General features: G+C 63.7%; 10 protein-coding genes. All 10 read left to right on the top strand.

The window, feature by feature from the left end; genetic code table 11:
- The first annotated feature begins 6 nt into the window (after positions 1–6).
- The 10 genes from JJN09_RS21135 (at position 7) to mdcH (ending at position 14,801) form a co-directional block, all read left to right on the top strand.
- Entirely contained in the window at positions 7–2,067 is a 2,061-nt protein-coding gene (locus JJN09_RS21135) for a methyl-accepting chemotaxis protein (protein WP_249483513.1), read from the top strand.
- 22 nt (positions 2,068–2,089) lie between these two features.
- Positions 2,090–7,996 (top strand): Hpt domain-containing protein, encoded by a 5,907-nt coding sequence (locus JJN09_RS21130; protein ID WP_249483511.1) that lies wholly within the window; start codon positions 2,090–2,092, stop codon positions 7,994–7,996.
- The gene (locus tag JJN09_RS21125; RefSeq protein ID WP_249483507.1) at positions 7,989–8,456 is read left to right on the top strand and encodes a chemotaxis protein CheW; all 468 of its coding nucleotides are present in this window, start codon (positions 7,989–7,991) and stop codon (positions 8,454–8,456) included. The genes JJN09_RS21130 and JJN09_RS21125 overlap by 8 nt, the downstream gene beginning before the upstream one ends.
- A gap of 346 nt (positions 8,457–8,802) precedes the next feature.
- Positions 8,803–10,473, top strand: coding sequence for a malonate decarboxylase subunit alpha (gene mdcA, locus JJN09_RS21120; RefSeq protein WP_249483505.1), 1,671 nt, complete (start codon positions 8,803–8,805; stop codon positions 10,471–10,473).
- A complete protein-coding gene (locus JJN09_RS21115) occupies positions 10,473–11,345 on the top strand; it encodes a triphosphoribosyl-dephospho-CoA synthase (protein ID WP_249483504.1) in 873 nt (290 codons plus the stop codon). The genes mdcA and JJN09_RS21115 overlap by 1 nt, the downstream gene beginning before the upstream one ends.
- On the top strand, positions 11,345–11,644 hold the full coding sequence (locus JJN09_RS21110) for a malonate decarboxylase subunit delta (protein WP_003229075.1): 300 nt from the start codon (positions 11,345–11,347) through the stop codon (positions 11,642–11,644). Before JJN09_RS21115 ends, JJN09_RS21110 begins: the two co-directional genes overlap by 1 nt.
- Positions 11,637–12,488, top strand: a complete 852-nt coding sequence (locus JJN09_RS21105; protein WP_249483503.1) for a biotin-independent malonate decarboxylase subunit beta — start codon at positions 11,637–11,639, stop codon at positions 12,486–12,488. The genes JJN09_RS21110 and JJN09_RS21105 overlap by 8 nt, the downstream gene beginning before the upstream one ends.
- The gene (mdcE, locus tag JJN09_RS21100) at positions 12,485–13,270 is read left to right on the top strand and encodes a biotin-independent malonate decarboxylase subunit gamma (protein ID WP_249483502.1); all 786 of its coding nucleotides are present in this window, start codon (positions 12,485–12,487) and stop codon (positions 13,268–13,270) included. The genes JJN09_RS21105 and mdcE overlap by 4 nt, the downstream gene beginning before the upstream one ends.
- Positions 13,264–13,884, top strand: a complete 621-nt coding sequence (locus JJN09_RS21095) for a malonate decarboxylase holo-ACP synthase (protein WP_249483501.1) — start codon at positions 13,264–13,266, stop codon at positions 13,882–13,884. The genes mdcE and JJN09_RS21095 overlap by 7 nt, the downstream gene beginning before the upstream one ends.
- Positions 13,881–14,801, top strand: coding sequence for a malonate decarboxylase subunit epsilon (gene mdcH / locus JJN09_RS21090; protein ID WP_249483499.1), 921 nt, complete (start codon positions 13,881–13,883; stop codon positions 14,799–14,801). The genes JJN09_RS21095 and mdcH overlap by 4 nt, the downstream gene beginning before the upstream one ends.
- Positions 14,802–14,807 lie beyond the last annotated feature (6 nt).

The raw sequence follows: 14,807 nt of genomic DNA, 5'->3' as shown, positions 1-14,807 counted from the left end.
GGACCGATGATCAAAGCAAAAACCAGCAAGCCCGCAGAAGGCTCGCGCAGCCGCTCGCAGATCATCGTGCTGTTCATCGCGCTGATCGTGTTCATCATGCTGTTGTTCGCCAACTTCGCGTATCTCAACACGCAGGCCAACTACGACAAACAGTACATTGGCCACGCCGGTGAGCTGCGGGTGCTGTCCCAGCGGATCGCCAAGAACGCCACCGAAGCGGCGGCCGGCAAGTCGGCCGCGTTCAAGCTGCTCAGCGATGCGCGCAACGATTTCGCCCAGCGCTGGGGTTACCTGAAGAAGGGCGACCCGGCCACCGGCCTGCCGCCGGCACCGTCCACCGTGCGCCCGGAAATGCGCGCCGTGCAGCTGGACTGGGAACGCCTGCTGAAAAACACCGACGCGATTCTGTCCAGCGAACAGACCGTATTGTCCCTGCATCAGGTCGCCGCGACCCTGGCCGAAACCGTGCCGCAGTTGCAGATCGAATACGAAAAAGTCGTCGAGATCCTCCTGCAACGCGGCGCCCCGGCGGCGCAGGTGGCGATGGCCCAGCGTCAGTCGCTGCTGGCCGAGCGGATTCTCGGCGCGGTGAATACCGTGCTCTCCGGTGATGAAAACTCGCAACAGGCTGCCGATGCCTTTGGCCGTGACGCCGCGCGTTTTGGTCAGGTGCTCAACGGCATGCTGCAAGGCAACCCGACACTGAAGATCAGCCAGGTCGAAGACCGCGATGCCCGCGCTCGTCTGAGCGAGATTTCCGAGTTGTTCCAGTTTGTCTCCGGTTCGGTGGATGAAATCCTCGAAACCTCGCCGGAGCTGTTCAAGGTCCGCGAGTCCGCCACCAATATCTTCAGCCTGTCGCAGACCCTGCTCGACGAAGCCTCGCACCTGGCCACCGGATTCGAGAACCTCGCCGGCGGGCGCAACACCGACACCATCGGCGGTTATGTGCTGGGCCTGCTGGCGCTGGCGTCGATCATCCTGATCGGCATGGTCATGGTCCGGGAAACCAACCGCCAGTTGCAGGAAACCGCTGAGAAGAACGAGCGCAACCAGAACGCGATCATGCGTTTGCTGGATGAAATCGAAGACCTCGCCGACGGCGACCTGACCGTGACCGCCTCGGTGACTGAAGACTTCACCGGGACCATCGCCGACTCGATCAACTATTCCGTCGACCAGTTGCGCGACCTGGTGGCGACCATCAACCTCACCGCCGGCCAGGTCGCCGCCGCGGTGCAGGAAACCCAGGCCACCGCCATGCACCTGGCCCAGGCTTCGGAGCATCAGGCCCAGCAGATTTCCGAAGCCTCGACCGCGATCAACGACATGGCCCAGTCCATCGATCAGGTGTCGGCCAACGCCGCTGAATCCACGGCGGTGGCCGAGCGGTCGGTGGAGATTGCCAACAAGGGCAATGAGGTGGTGCACAACACCATCCACGGCATGGACAACATTCGCGAACAGATCCAGGACACCGCCAAACGCATCAAGCGCCTGGGCGAGTCGTCCCAGGAAATCGGCGACATCGTCAGCCTGATCGACGACATTGCCGACCAGACCAACATCCTCGCCCTCAACGCGGCGATTCAGGCCTCGATGGCCGGTGACGCCGGCCGTGGCTTTGCCGTGGTTGCCGACGAAGTGCAACGGCTGGCAGAACGTTCGTCCGCCGCGACCCGGCAGATCGAGACGCTGGTGCGGGCAATCCAGACCGACACCAACGAAGCCGTGATTTCCATGGAACAGACCACCACCGAAGTGGTGCGCGGCGCGCGGCTGGCGCAGGATGCCGGTGTGGCTTTGGAAGAAATCGAAGGCGTGTCCAAGACCCTCGCGGCGCTGATCCAGAGCATTTCCAACGCGGCGCAGCAGCAGACGTCTTCGGCCGGGCAGATTTCCCTGACGATGAACGTGATCCAGCAGATCACCTCGCAGACCTCGTCCGGCTCCACGGCCACCGCCGAAAGCATCGGCAACCTGGCGAAAATGGCCAGCCAGTTGCGGCGTTCGGTGTCCGGGTTCACCTTGCCCGCGGCGGCAGCGCCCGCCACGGACAAGGCGTGAGTTCATGTCGAGCGGAGTGGTTATGGGTGACCGGCACGACTACGTGGCCCTCGAATGGGTCAAGGGCGAAATTGCCGAAACGCTGAGACAGGCGCATCAGGCCATCGAAGCCGTGCTCGACGATCCACAGTCGGTGCCCGGGCTGGACGAGTGTCTTGCGTGCATTCATCAGGTTCACGGCAGTCTGCAGATGGTCGAGTTCTACGGCGCGGCCTTGCTCGCCGAAGAGATGGAGCATCTGGTCGAAGCCCTGCAGAACGACCGCGTCAGCCACCGCGACGAAGCCTTGCACCTGCTGTTGCAGGCCTTCGGCCAATTGCCGATCTACCTCGACCGCGTGCAAGGCGCCCGCCGTGATTTGCCGCTGGTGGTGCTGCCGCTGATCAACGATCTGCGCAGCGCCCGGGGTGAAAGCCTGTTGTCCGAGACCAGTCTGTTCAGTCCGCAGTTGCCCGAGTTGCCGCCGCTGAGCCCTGAAGCGTTGGCCCTGCTGGAGCCGGCGGATCTGCCCAATGTGCTGCGCAAGTTGCGGCAGATGTTGCAGATGGCATTGGTGGGATTGCTCCGCGAACAGGACGACCAGACGCACCTCGGTTATCTGAGCAAAGTCTTCACCCGCCTCGAAGCGTTGAGCGGCGAGGCCCCGCTGAGTCCGTTGTGGCAGGTCGCCTCGGCGTTGGTCGAAGGCATGCGCGAAGGCCGAATCGCCAACAGCCCGGCGCTGCGCAGTCTGTTCAAGGACGCCGACAAGGAACTCAAGCGTCTTCTCGAGCAAGGCATGGCCGGCCTCAACCAGCCACCGCCGCCCGAGCTGTTCAAAAGTCTGCTGTTCTATATTGCCAAAGCCGAACATCCCACCGGGCAGATGCTGACCATGAAAGATCGCTACTCCCTGGACGACGCGTTGCCCGACAGCGCGATGGTCGACGAAGAACGCGCGCGCCTGGCCGGCCCCGACCGCGATGCGATGCGCTCGGTGCTTGCGGCGTTGTGCGAAGAACTGGTGCGGGTCAAGGAACGCCTCGACCTGTTCGTGCGCAGCGATCGTCAGCACACCTCGGATCTGGACAGCCTGCTGGCGCCGCTGCGGCAGATCGCCGACACCCTGGCGGTGCTCGGTTTCGGCCAGCCGCGCAAGGTCATCATTGATCAGCTGGCGGTGGTGCTCAGCCTCGCTCAGGGCCAGCGCGAACCGAACGACGCCACGCTGATGGACGTCGCCGGCGCCTTGCTCTACGTCGAAGCGACGCTCGCCGGGATGGTCGGCACAGTGGAGCCGGAGAGCCCGGAAGACTCGCGCCTGCCGACCACCGACCTGACGCAGATCCATCAGATCGTGATCAAGGAAGCACGCATCTGCCTGCAACAGGCCAAAGACATGATCGTCGACTACATCGACGCTGACTGGGATCGCCAGCAACTGCAACCGTTGCCAGCGCTGCTGACCCAAGTGCGCGGCGCGCTGGCGATGATTCCGTTGACCCGTGCGGCGAGCCTGCTGGAAGCCTGCAACGGGTTCATCCGCGAGCATCTGCTGCTCGACCCGCACGAGCCGGGCTGGCAGCAACTGGATAACCTCGCCGATGTCATCACCAGTCTCGAGTATTATCTCGAACGCCTGACCGATGACCCGCAAGCGCCGAGCGAGCAACTGCTGGATGTCGCGCAGAAAAGCCTGGCCAGCCTTGGCTACTTTCCTGACGAGCAGCCAAACGCACAACGGGTGCCGCTGCTCGACGACGTACTCAGTCCCAGCGAAGCGCTGGTGATGCAGGACCTGCAGGAACTTGATGACCCGGACATCGTGCAGTCGCTGGCCGATGTGCTGGCCAGCCCGGTGTCGGCGGTCAACCCGCCGGCGCTGACCACGCCCGGCAGCCTGCTGCCGCCACCGGCCGATGAAGAGCCGGTGGACGATGAGCTGCGTGAAGTGTTCCTCGAAGAGACCGAGGAAGTGCTCGATGTGCTGCGCGAATACCTGCCGCGCTGGACCGCCGACCCTCAGGATCGCGCAGCCCTCAGTGAACTGCGCCGGGCCTTTCACACCCTGAAAGGCAGCGGGCGCATGGTCCGTGCGCTGGTCCTGGGCGAACTGGCCTGGGCAGTGGAAAACCTGCTCAACCGCGTGCTGGAGCACAGCGTCGAACCCGGCCCGGCGGTACAGCAATTGCTGGCCGATACGTTGCTGTTGCTGCCGGACCTGATTGCCGAATTCGCCATCAACCACCAGCGCCAGCGTCAGGATGTCGATCAACTGGCGGCCCGCGCCCATGCATTGGCCAAGGGCGACACGCCGCTGCCAGCCGAAGACGTGGAAGACGTCGCCGCGCTCGATCCGCTGTTGCTGGAGATTTTCCGCAACGAAGCCGAAACCCACCTCGCCAGCCTCAACCGCTTCCTCGATCAGGCCGCCGAACACTTGCCGTTGCAGGCCAGCGATGAACTGCAGCGAGCGTTGCATACCCTCAAGGGCAGCGCGTCGATGGCCGGCGTATTGCCGATCGCCGAACTGGCGGCGCCGCTGGACAAACTGGCCCGGGAGTTCAAGGCCCACCAACTGGCGCTGGACCTCGACGAAGTGGAATTGTTGCTGGAGGCCGAAGGCCTGTTCCGCGTCGGTCTGCGCCAGCTCAAGCACGATCCGCTGGCACCGATTGTCGGTGCGCAGTCGTTGATCAAGCGCACCGAAACCCTGCTGAGTGAGCGGCTGGAATCCATCCTCAACGCGCCGAGCAGCAGCCTGCGGGTCAAGCGTGATCCGCAACTGATCAACAACTTCCTGGCCCAGGGCATGGACATCCTGCTCGACGCCGAAAGCCTCTTGCAGCGCTGGCAGCAGCACCCCGGCGAACGCCAGGAACTCAGCGCGTTGCTGGATGAACTGACGACCCTCGGCGAGGGCGCGCACCTGGCGGATCTGCTGCCGGTGGATGTGTTGTGCGAAGCTTTGCTCGACCTGTACGGCGCGGTGGAAGAAAGCAGCCTGGCGGTCAGCGAGCGGTTTTTCCATGAGGCGCAGCAGGCCCACGAAGCGCTGATCAACATGCTCGACGAACTGGCCGCCGGCCAGGAAATTACCCCGCAACCGCAGCGCATTCGTGCGCTGCACGAACTGCTCGACGAAGGCCTCGACCCGTCGGCCATGGGCCTGATTCGCAGCGACGGCAGCCGTACCTTGAGTATTTCCGAGCTGGGCAGCGCCACTGCCGAACTGCAAAAAAGCACCCGCGCAATCGGCGCGGATGACGAGATCGTCGAAATCTTCCTCGAAGAGGCGGTGGACATCCTCGACAGCGCCGGGCAAGCCTTGCAGCGCTGGTTGGGTGACCCGGAAAACGCTGCGCCGCTGTCGTCGCTGCAACGGGATCTGCACACCCTCAAGGGCGGGGCGCGAATGGCCGAGGTCGAGGCGGTCGGCGACCTCGCCCAGGAGCTGGAGAACCTTTACGAAGGTCTGGTGGATCGCCGCTACAACCACAGCGATGCCTTGGGCTGGCTGTTGCTGCAATGTCATGACCGTCTGGCGCTGTACCTCGATCAACTGCATGACCATCAACCGCTGAAACCGGCACAGGACTTGATCGATACGATCCGCCAGTTCCGTCAGGGCCAGGCCGGTAGTCCCGAGACAGCGACGCCCGCCGCCAGCCATGACGGTGCAGGACACGATCCGGAGCTGCTGGAAATCTTCCTCGAAGAAGGTTTCGACATCATCGAAAACTCCGGCGCCGCGCTGCTGCGCTGGCAGGCCGAACCCGGCAACCGCCAGGAAGTGGAAACCCTGTTGCGCGATCTGCACACCCTCAAGGGCGGTGCGCGGATGGTGGAAATCGGCCCCATCGGCGACCTCGCCCATGAGCTGGAATACCTGTACGAAAGCCTGTCCTCCGGCACCCTGCAGGGCAGCGCCGAACTGTTTGCCCTGTTGCAGCGCGGCCATGACCGGTTGGCGCAGATGCTCGACGCCGTGCGCGCCGGCCAGCCGTGCCCGCCAGCAGATCGGTTGATCAGCGCGATCCAGAGTTTCAGCCACCCGGTGACTGTAGAAACGCCTGCGCCGATGCTGCCGGCGGCGGTAAAGACCGAGCCCACCCCCGAAGCGGGCGCGGACATGGTCAAGGTCTCCGCCGAATTGCTCGATGACCTGGTCAACCTCGCGGGCGAGACTTCGATTTTCCGTGGACGTATCGAGCAGCAGGTCAGCGATGCGCAAACCGCCCTGAACGAGATGGAAACCACCATCGAGCGTATGCGCGATCAGTTGCGCCGGCTCGACACCGAAACCCAGGGGCGGATTCTCAGCCGTCAGCAAGTGGACGCCGAACGTCTGGGCTACGAAGAATTCGATCCGCTGGAAATGGATCGCCATTCGCAGTTGCAGCAGTTGTCCCGGGCGCTGTTCGAATCCGCCTCCGACCTGCTCGACCTCAAGGAAACCCTCGATCGGCGCACCCACGACGCCGAGAACCTGTTGCAGCAACAAGGCCGGATCAACACTGAATTGCAGGAAGGCCTGATGCGCACACGCATGGTGCCGTTCGAGCGCATGTTGCCGCGACTCAAACGCATCGTCCGCCAGGTTGCCGAAGAGCTGAACAAGGACGTGGCGTTCACCGTCGGCAACGCCGAAGGCGAGATGGATCGCAACGTTCTTGAACGTATGGCGGCGCCGCTGGAACATATGCTGCGCAACGCCGTCGACCATGGTCTGGAGCCGGCCGACGTGCGACTGGCGGCGGGCAAACCGGCCCAGGGGCAGATCAGCCTCGACCTGTCCCGCGAGGGCGGCGACATCGTTTTCGACATCCGCGATGACGGCGCCGGCGTGCCACTGGATGCCGTGCGGCGCAAGGCAATCAAGCGCGGTCTGCTGGCGCCGAACGCAGAAATCAGCGACCGCGAAGTGTTGCAGTTCATCCTCCAGCCCGGTTTCTCCACCGCCGAGAAAATCACCCAGATTTCCGGTCGCGGTGTGGGCATGGACGTGGTCCACGAAGAAGTGCGACAACTGGGCGGCACCATGAGCATCGATTCGGTGCCGGGGCAGGGCGTGCATTTCCGGATTCGCCTGCCGTTCACCGTGTCGGTCAACCGTGCGCTGATGGTGCAGTGCGGCGAGGACCAATACGCGATTCCTCTGAACACTATCGACGGCATCGTCCGCGTCTTGCCGAATGAACTGGACGGGCATTTCCGTCACGATCCGCCACGCTACGAATACGGCGGCCAGCGATATGAACTGTGCTACCTGGGCGAGCTGCTGAAAACCGCGCCACGGCCGAAACTGCTCGGCCAGAGCCTGCCGTTGCCGGTGCTGCTGGTGCAGTGCAACGAGCGGCACATCGCGGTGCAGGTCGATGCCATGGCCGGCACCCGCGAGATCGTGGTCAAGAGCCTCGGCCCGCAGTTCGCGGCAGTGCAGGGCGTGTCCGGGGCGACGATCCTCGGCGATGGCCGGGTGGTGCTGATCCTCGATCTGCTGGCGCCGATCCGGGCGATGCAGGCGTGGTTGCCACAGCGTTCGGCCAGTCACGAGATCGACAGTGAGCCGCAAAAGCCGCTATTGGTGATGGTGGTCGACGACTCGGTCACCGTGCGCAAGGTCACCAGCCGTCTGCTCGAACGCCACGGCATGAACGTGCTGACCGCCAAGGACGGGGTCGATGCGATGCTGCTGCTGGAAGAGCACATGCCCGACCTGATGCTGCTCGACATCGAAATGCCACGCATGGACGGCTTCGAAGTGGCGACCCAGGTGCGCCACGATGAACGCCTGCAACACCTGCCGATCATCATGATCACCTCGCGCACCGGCCAGAAACACCGCGACCGCGCCATGGCCATCGGCGTCAACGACTACCTCGGCAAGCCGTACCAGGAATCGGTGCTGCTCGAAAGCATTGCCCTGTGGAGCAAAAAACATGCATGAGCGGCGTCATAACCAGCGCAGCAGCCAGCTCACCGGGCTGCTGCTGCCGCTGGCCGATCGCAACCTGATCCTGCCCAACGTCGCCGTCGCCGAGCTGATCGACTACCAATCCAGCGCCTTCGATCTCGACACACCGCCGTGGTATCTGGGTCGGGTGACCTGGCGCGAGCGGCAGATTCCGTTGCTGAGTTTCGAGTCGGCGTGCGGCCACAAGATCGTCATCGGCGAACGGGCACGGATCGTCATCCTCAACGCCCTCGGCGGATTGCCGACGCTGCGCTTCATCGCCTTGCTGGTGCAGGGGATTCCGCGCTCCTACAAGCTCGACAGTCAGTTGAGTTATGTCGACGTGCCGTTGTGTGCGTTGGAGCAGGCGGCGGTGCAGGTTGGGGAGCAGGTGGCGAAGGTGCCGGATCTGCTGGCGCTGGAGACATTATTGGTGGATGCCGGGTTGGTTTGAGTCCACTTGAGCTTTGTGTTGCCCCCCATTCTCCCTCATCGGAACGCCGCCCGCCCAGCCCTCTCCCGGAGGGAGAGGGAGCCAACCGAGGTGACTTGCGCTATCCATCGACCTGAAATAACCAGTCGATTATGGATTCACTGCAACGCGTTCAGGTCGGTGCAGCTATTGAACATTCCCCAATCGGTTCCCTCTCCCTCCGGGCGGTCCGACGTTTCGGGAGGGCTAGGGTGAGGGCGGGTCTTGATCGTTACGCTGACCGTAATGATTCACCGCCGCGCTTGATTGATGCCCCCACCCGACACTCCTAAGGTAGCTCCACGACAGCGAACCCCGTGGAGTGAGCATGACAACAACAATATCCCCCGACTCGCGCTGGACGCGGCGGCGTGACGAGAAACAGCGTCGCCTCGACAAGGTGCGCGGGCTGGCCGACGGTGCGGTGTTGCCCACCGACAAGATCGTCGCGGCGCTCGAAGCGCTGATTCTGCCCGGCGACCGTGTGGTGCTGGAGGGCAACAACCAGAAGCAGGCGGATTTCCTCTCGCGCTCTCTGGCCAAGGCCGATCCTGAAAAGCTTCACGACCTGCACATGATCATGCCCAGCGTCGGCCGCTCCGAGCATCTGGACCTGTTCGAACGCGGCATCGCCCGCAAGCTCGATTTCTCCTTTGCCGGCACCCAGAGCCTGCGCATCAGCCAGTTGCTCGAAGACGGTCTGCTGGAAATCGGCGCGATCCACACCTACATCGAACTCTATGCCCGACTGGTGGTGGACCTGATCCCCAACGTCGTGCTCTCGGCCGGGTTCATGGCCGACCGTGCCGGCAACATCTACACCGGCCCGAGCACCGAAGACACACCGGCACTGATCGAACCGGCAGCCTTCAGCGACGGCATCGTCATCGTCCAGGTCAATCAACTGGTGGACGACGTCAGCGAGCTGCCTCGCGTAGACATTCCCGCGTCGTGGGTGGACTTCGTGGTGGTGGCGGACAAGCCGTTCTACATCGAGCCGCTGTTCACTCGCGATCCACGCCACATCAAGCCTGTGCACGTATTGATGGCGATGATGGCGATCCGCGGGATCTACGAAAAACACAACGTGCAGTCGCTGAACCACGGCATCGGTTTCAACACCGCCGCCATCGAACTGATCCTGCCGACCTACGGCGAATCCCTCGGCCTCAAGGGCAAGATCTGCCGCAACTGGACGCTCAACCCGCACCCGACGTTGATCCCGGCCATCGAAAGCGGCTGGGTCGAAAGTGTGCATTGCTTCGGCACCGAACTGGGCATGGAAAACTACATCGCCGCCCGGCCGGACGTGTTCTTCACCGGGCGCGACGGCTCGCTGCGTTCCAACCGGATGTTCTGCCAACTGGCCGGGCAGTACGCGGTGGACCTGTTCATCGGCGCAACCCTGCAAGTCGACGGCGATGGCCATTCCTCCACCGTGACCCGTGGCCGTCTCGCCGGTTTCGGCGGCGCACCGAACATGGGCCACGACCCGCGCGGCCGTCGTCATGGCACACCAGCGTGGCTCGACATGCGGCATGACGATTCGCAGCAACCGATGCTCGAACGCGGCAAGAAACTCGTGGTGCAGATGGTCGAGACCTTCCAGGAGGGCGGCAAACCGACATTCGTCGAAACCCTCGACGCGGTGGAGGTGGCCAAGAAAAGTGGCATGCCGCTGGCACCGATCATGATCTACGGCGACGACGTCACCCACTTGCTCACCGAAGAAGGCATCGCCTACCTGTACAAGGCGCGTTCGCTGGAAGAGCGCCAGGCAATGATCGCTGCGGTGGCCGGCGTTACCGCCATCGGCCTGCACCACAACCCGAAAGACACCGAACGCATGCGCCGCGAAGGGCTGATCGCCTTGCCCGAAGACCTCGGCATCCGTCGCACCGACGCTACCCGTGAATTGCTCGCGGCGAAGAGCGTGGCCGATCTGGTCGAGTGGTCCGGCGGCCTCTACAACCCGCCCGCCAAGTTCAGGAGCTGGTAATGCACGCACTCAACCTGCAACCGAAAACCATCACCCTCGCGGAACGGCTGGCGGATCTGGCAGTGGACGCGTTGATCGACGAAGCCGACCTGTCGCCGAAACCGGCGTTGGTCGACCGTCGCGGCAACGGTGCGCACACCGATCTGCACCTGGGATTGATGCATGCCTCGGCGCTGGCGTTGTGGCCGGCGTTCAAGGAAATGGCCGAAGCCGCGCTTGAGTTCGGCGAGATCGGCTTGCCGCTGCGCGAAGCCATTGGCCGCATCGGGCGGGAAGGCGAGCAAACGATGCTCGCCACCACCCACGGCGTGAACACCCATCGCGGGGCGATCTGGGCATTGGGCCTGTTGGTCACGGCTGCTGCGCTGGACACCAAATCCACCAGCGCCAGCGCTGTCACTCTGCGCGCTGCTTGTCTGGCGTTGCTCGATGACCGTTATGCGCCGCGTCCGCTGAGCCACGGCGCCCAGGTCGCCCAGCGCTACGGCGCTCGCGGTGCCCGGGAAGAAGCGCAACTCGGCTTCCCGTCCGTGGTGCAACGCGGCCTGCCGCAGCTCAAAAGCAGTCGCGCCGCCGGCCATGGCGAACAGAACGCCCGGCTCGATGCCTTGCTCGCGATCATGACCGACCTCGCCGACACCTGCGTGCTGTACCGCGCCGGCGAACCGGGCCTGCACGCCATGCAGCACGGCGCCCAGTCGGTACTCGACGCCGGTGGCAGCGCCAGCCTCATCGGCCGCCGCCGACTGTATGAACTGGATCAACAACTCATCGCATTGAATGCCTCGCCCGGTGGCGCCGCCGACTTGCTCGCCGCCTCGCTGTTGCTCGACCGGATCGAGCGCGACGGCATCCTTCAGGGAGCGTTTTGATGGAAACCTTATCCTTTGAATTTCCCGCCGGGCAGCCGCCACGCGGACGGGCGCTGGTCGGTTGTGTCGGCTCCGGCGATCTGGAAGTGCTGATCGAACCGGGCCTCGCCGGCAAGCTGACGATCAATGTGCAGACCTCGGTCAACGGCGCGCAGCAGCGCTGGCAGCATCTGTTTGCGCGGATGTTCGACGGCACCACACCACCGGCAATGGCCATCGATATTCACGACTTCGGTGCTACCCCGGGCGTGGTGCGCTTGCGCCTGGAACAAGGCTTCGAGGAGATCGGCCATGACTGACACCTCAGCGCTTCTGCACAAACATTCGTTCGTCGAACTCGGCGCCCGGCAGCGGGCGAAAGCCTTGCTCGACGCCGGCACTTTCCGCGAACTGCTCGACCCGTTCCAACGCGTCATGTCGCCATGGCTGGAACGTCAGGGCGTGGTACCGCAGGCCGATGACGGCGTAGTGATCGCCAAGGGCAGCCTCGATGGTTTGTCGGTGGTGATCGCGGCGATTGAAGGCGCGTTTCAGGGCGGCAGCCTCGGTGAAGTCGGCGGCGCCAAAATCTCTGGCGCGCTGGAACTGGCCGCCGAGGACAACCGTAAAGGCATCCCGACCCGCGCGATCCTGCTGCTGGAAACCGGCGGCGTGCGCTTGCAGGAAGCCAACCTCGGGCTGGCGGCGATTGCCGACATCCACGCGGCGATTGTCGATTTGCAGCAGTACCAACCGGTGGTCGGCGTGGTGGCTGGCAGTGTCGGTTGTTTTGGCGGGATGTCGATTGCCGCTGCGCTGTGCAGCTACTTGCTGGTGACCCAGGAAGCACGCCTCGGTTTGAACGGCCCGCAGGTGATCGAGCAGGAAGCCGGGATCGAGGAATACGACTCCCGCGACCGGCCGTTCATCTGGAGCCTGACCGGTGGCGAGCAACGGTTTGCCAGTGGTCTGGTGGACCGTTATGTCGCCGATGACGTGGCGCAGATTCGTCAACAGGTCGGCGAGTTGCTGCAACAAGGCCTGCCAGCGCAACCGCGCAGTCAACGGGCCGGATGGTTCCTGCAACGCCTGACGAGCCTGGACACTGCCAAGCAAATCGAGCCTTCGGTGGTTCGCGATCTGTACAAAGGAGAGCGCTCATGAGTGGTTATTCCGTGCGCGGTTTGAACTGGTTCAACGCCCTGAGCGCGGGTGCGAATGCCGTTGAAGGGTTGCCGTCATCGCTGAAGGTCGCCGACGGGCCACTCGGGCGCTTTATCGCGGTGGTCGCCGATCCGGAAAACCGTTTCCCTCGGGCTCGCAACGGCGAAGTCGGTTTACTCGAAGGCTGGGGCCTGGCGAAAGCGGTGGACGACGCAATCACCGCCGACCAAGACAAAACGCAAAAGCGTCCCTTGATTGCCATCGTCGATGTGCCGAGCCAGGCCTACGGTCGTCGCGAAGAAGCCCTCGGCATTCATCAGGCTCTGGCCGGTGCGGCGGACGCTTACGCCCGCGCGCGACTGGCCGGGCATCCGGTGATTGCGCTGCTGGTGGGAAAGGCCATGTCGGGGGCGTTTCTGGCCCACGGTTATCAGGCCAACCGCTTGATCGCCCTGCGTGATCCGGGGGTGATGGTGCATGCGATGGGCAAGGCTTCGGCGGCGCGGGTGACCTTGCGCAGCGTCGAAGAACTGGAAGCCCTGGCGTCCAGTGTGCCGCCGATGGCCTATGACATCGACAGCTATGCCAGCCTCGGATTGCTTTGGGAAACCCTGTCGGTGCAGCAGATCGAGCAGCCGACGGCGGAGGATCTGGCGCGGGTCGGCGAATGCCTGAAGCAAGCCATCGGAGATATTGGCGCGACGGATTTGAGCAATCGCCTCGGCGCGAAAAATCGCGAAGCCTCCAGCCGTGTACGTGAGCTGCTGAGGGCGCAGTGGTGAACACGTCTCTGGCCCACGATCTGCTGTGGGGCATGACGCCTGCGCAGTTGCCGGCGGATGCGCCGCAGTGGGCAATTGATTCGCTGGCTGTCGGGCAACCGGTGGTGGTGCGTCGAGCGTTGAGTGAAGACGGGTTTGTGGCGGTGGGCGTGCGTGGTCGGCTTCGCGAGCAGCGGTTGGCTGCGTTCATGGCGATTGATTCAATTGCCTGCCGGGTCAGCCCGGAAGCGCTTTGTCATATCGAGAGCGAGCGTGATCTGCCGGTCATGCACGCGCTGCGGCAACTGAGACCGATGCTTGATGATTGCGGTTGGACTTGGGGCATCAGCGGCAGCGCCGGGTTTGAATTGGCGAGCGGGTTTGCAGCAATGCACGAGACCAGTGATCTCGATCTGATCCTGCGTACACCGCAACTCATCACCCGTAATCAGGCACGTAAGTTGGTCGCGGTGTTCGATCAGGCGATCTGCCGGGTCGACCTGCAATTGCAGACGCCTTTCGGCGCGGTAACCCTGCGTGAATGGGCCAGTACCTCGGCGCGGGTGCTGCTGAAAAACGCCCATGAAGCCTGTCTGGTCCGCGACCCGTGGAACCCGCAGGAGCAAGCAGCGTGAGCAGCCTGCTGGTGTTTCCCGGCCAGGGCGCGCAGCAACCCGGCATGCTCCAGCGTTTGCCTCGGGAAACGCTGATCGAGGCCAGCGATAGCCTCGGTGAAGATGTCTTGCGGCTGGATTCCAGCGAAGCGTTGCGCAACACCCGAGCGGTTCAGCTTTACCTGCTGATCGCCGGGGTCGCAGCCTCGCGGCAGTTGTTGCAGGGCGGACTCACCGCCGATTACGTCGCCGGCCTGTCCATCGGTGCCTACCCGGCAGCGGTGGTTGCCGGAGCATTGAGCTTCAGCGATGCGTTGCATCTGGTCAGCCTGCGCGGTGAGTTGATGCAGCAGGCTTATCCACAGGGCTTCGGCATGACCGCGATCATCGGTCTGCAATTATCCACAGTCGAAACGCTGCTGGCGCATGTGAACGGCGCAGAAACGCCGGTGTACCTGGCCAACATCAACGCCGATAACCAGGTGGTGATTGCCGGCAGCGACAAGGCGATGCAAGCGGTCGCCGAGCTGGCGCGCAGTCGTGGCGCCGGGCTGGCAAAACGTCTGGCGGTCAGCGTGCCGTCGCACTGCCCGCTGCTGGATGAACCTGCGCAAACACTCGCCGAAGCGTTCGTCAAAGTGGAACTGAAAACACCAAAAATCGCTTACCTGAGCGGCAGTCGCGCAAGGCCTGTGACCAAGGTAGAAGCGCTGCGCGACGATCTCGCCTTCAACATGTGCCGCGTGGTGGACTGGCGCGGCACCGTGCAAAGCGCCTACGAGCGCGGCGTGCGACTACAGATCGAACTGCCGCCCGGTGCGGTGCTGACCGGGCTGGCGCGCCGGGTGTTCGAGCAGGGGACTGTCACTGCCTTCGACAGTGCCCGGCTCGACACCTTGCAGGCGCTGTTGCGTGAGGAGGAGGGCCGACGACCCTAAATCACC

This window comes from Pseudomonas sp. HS6, assembly GCF_023375815.1.
Taxonomy (GTDB): Bacteria; Pseudomonadota; Gammaproteobacteria; order Pseudomonadales; family Pseudomonadaceae; genus Aquipseudomonas.
This window is presented reverse-complemented; position numbering and strand designations above follow the sequence as displayed.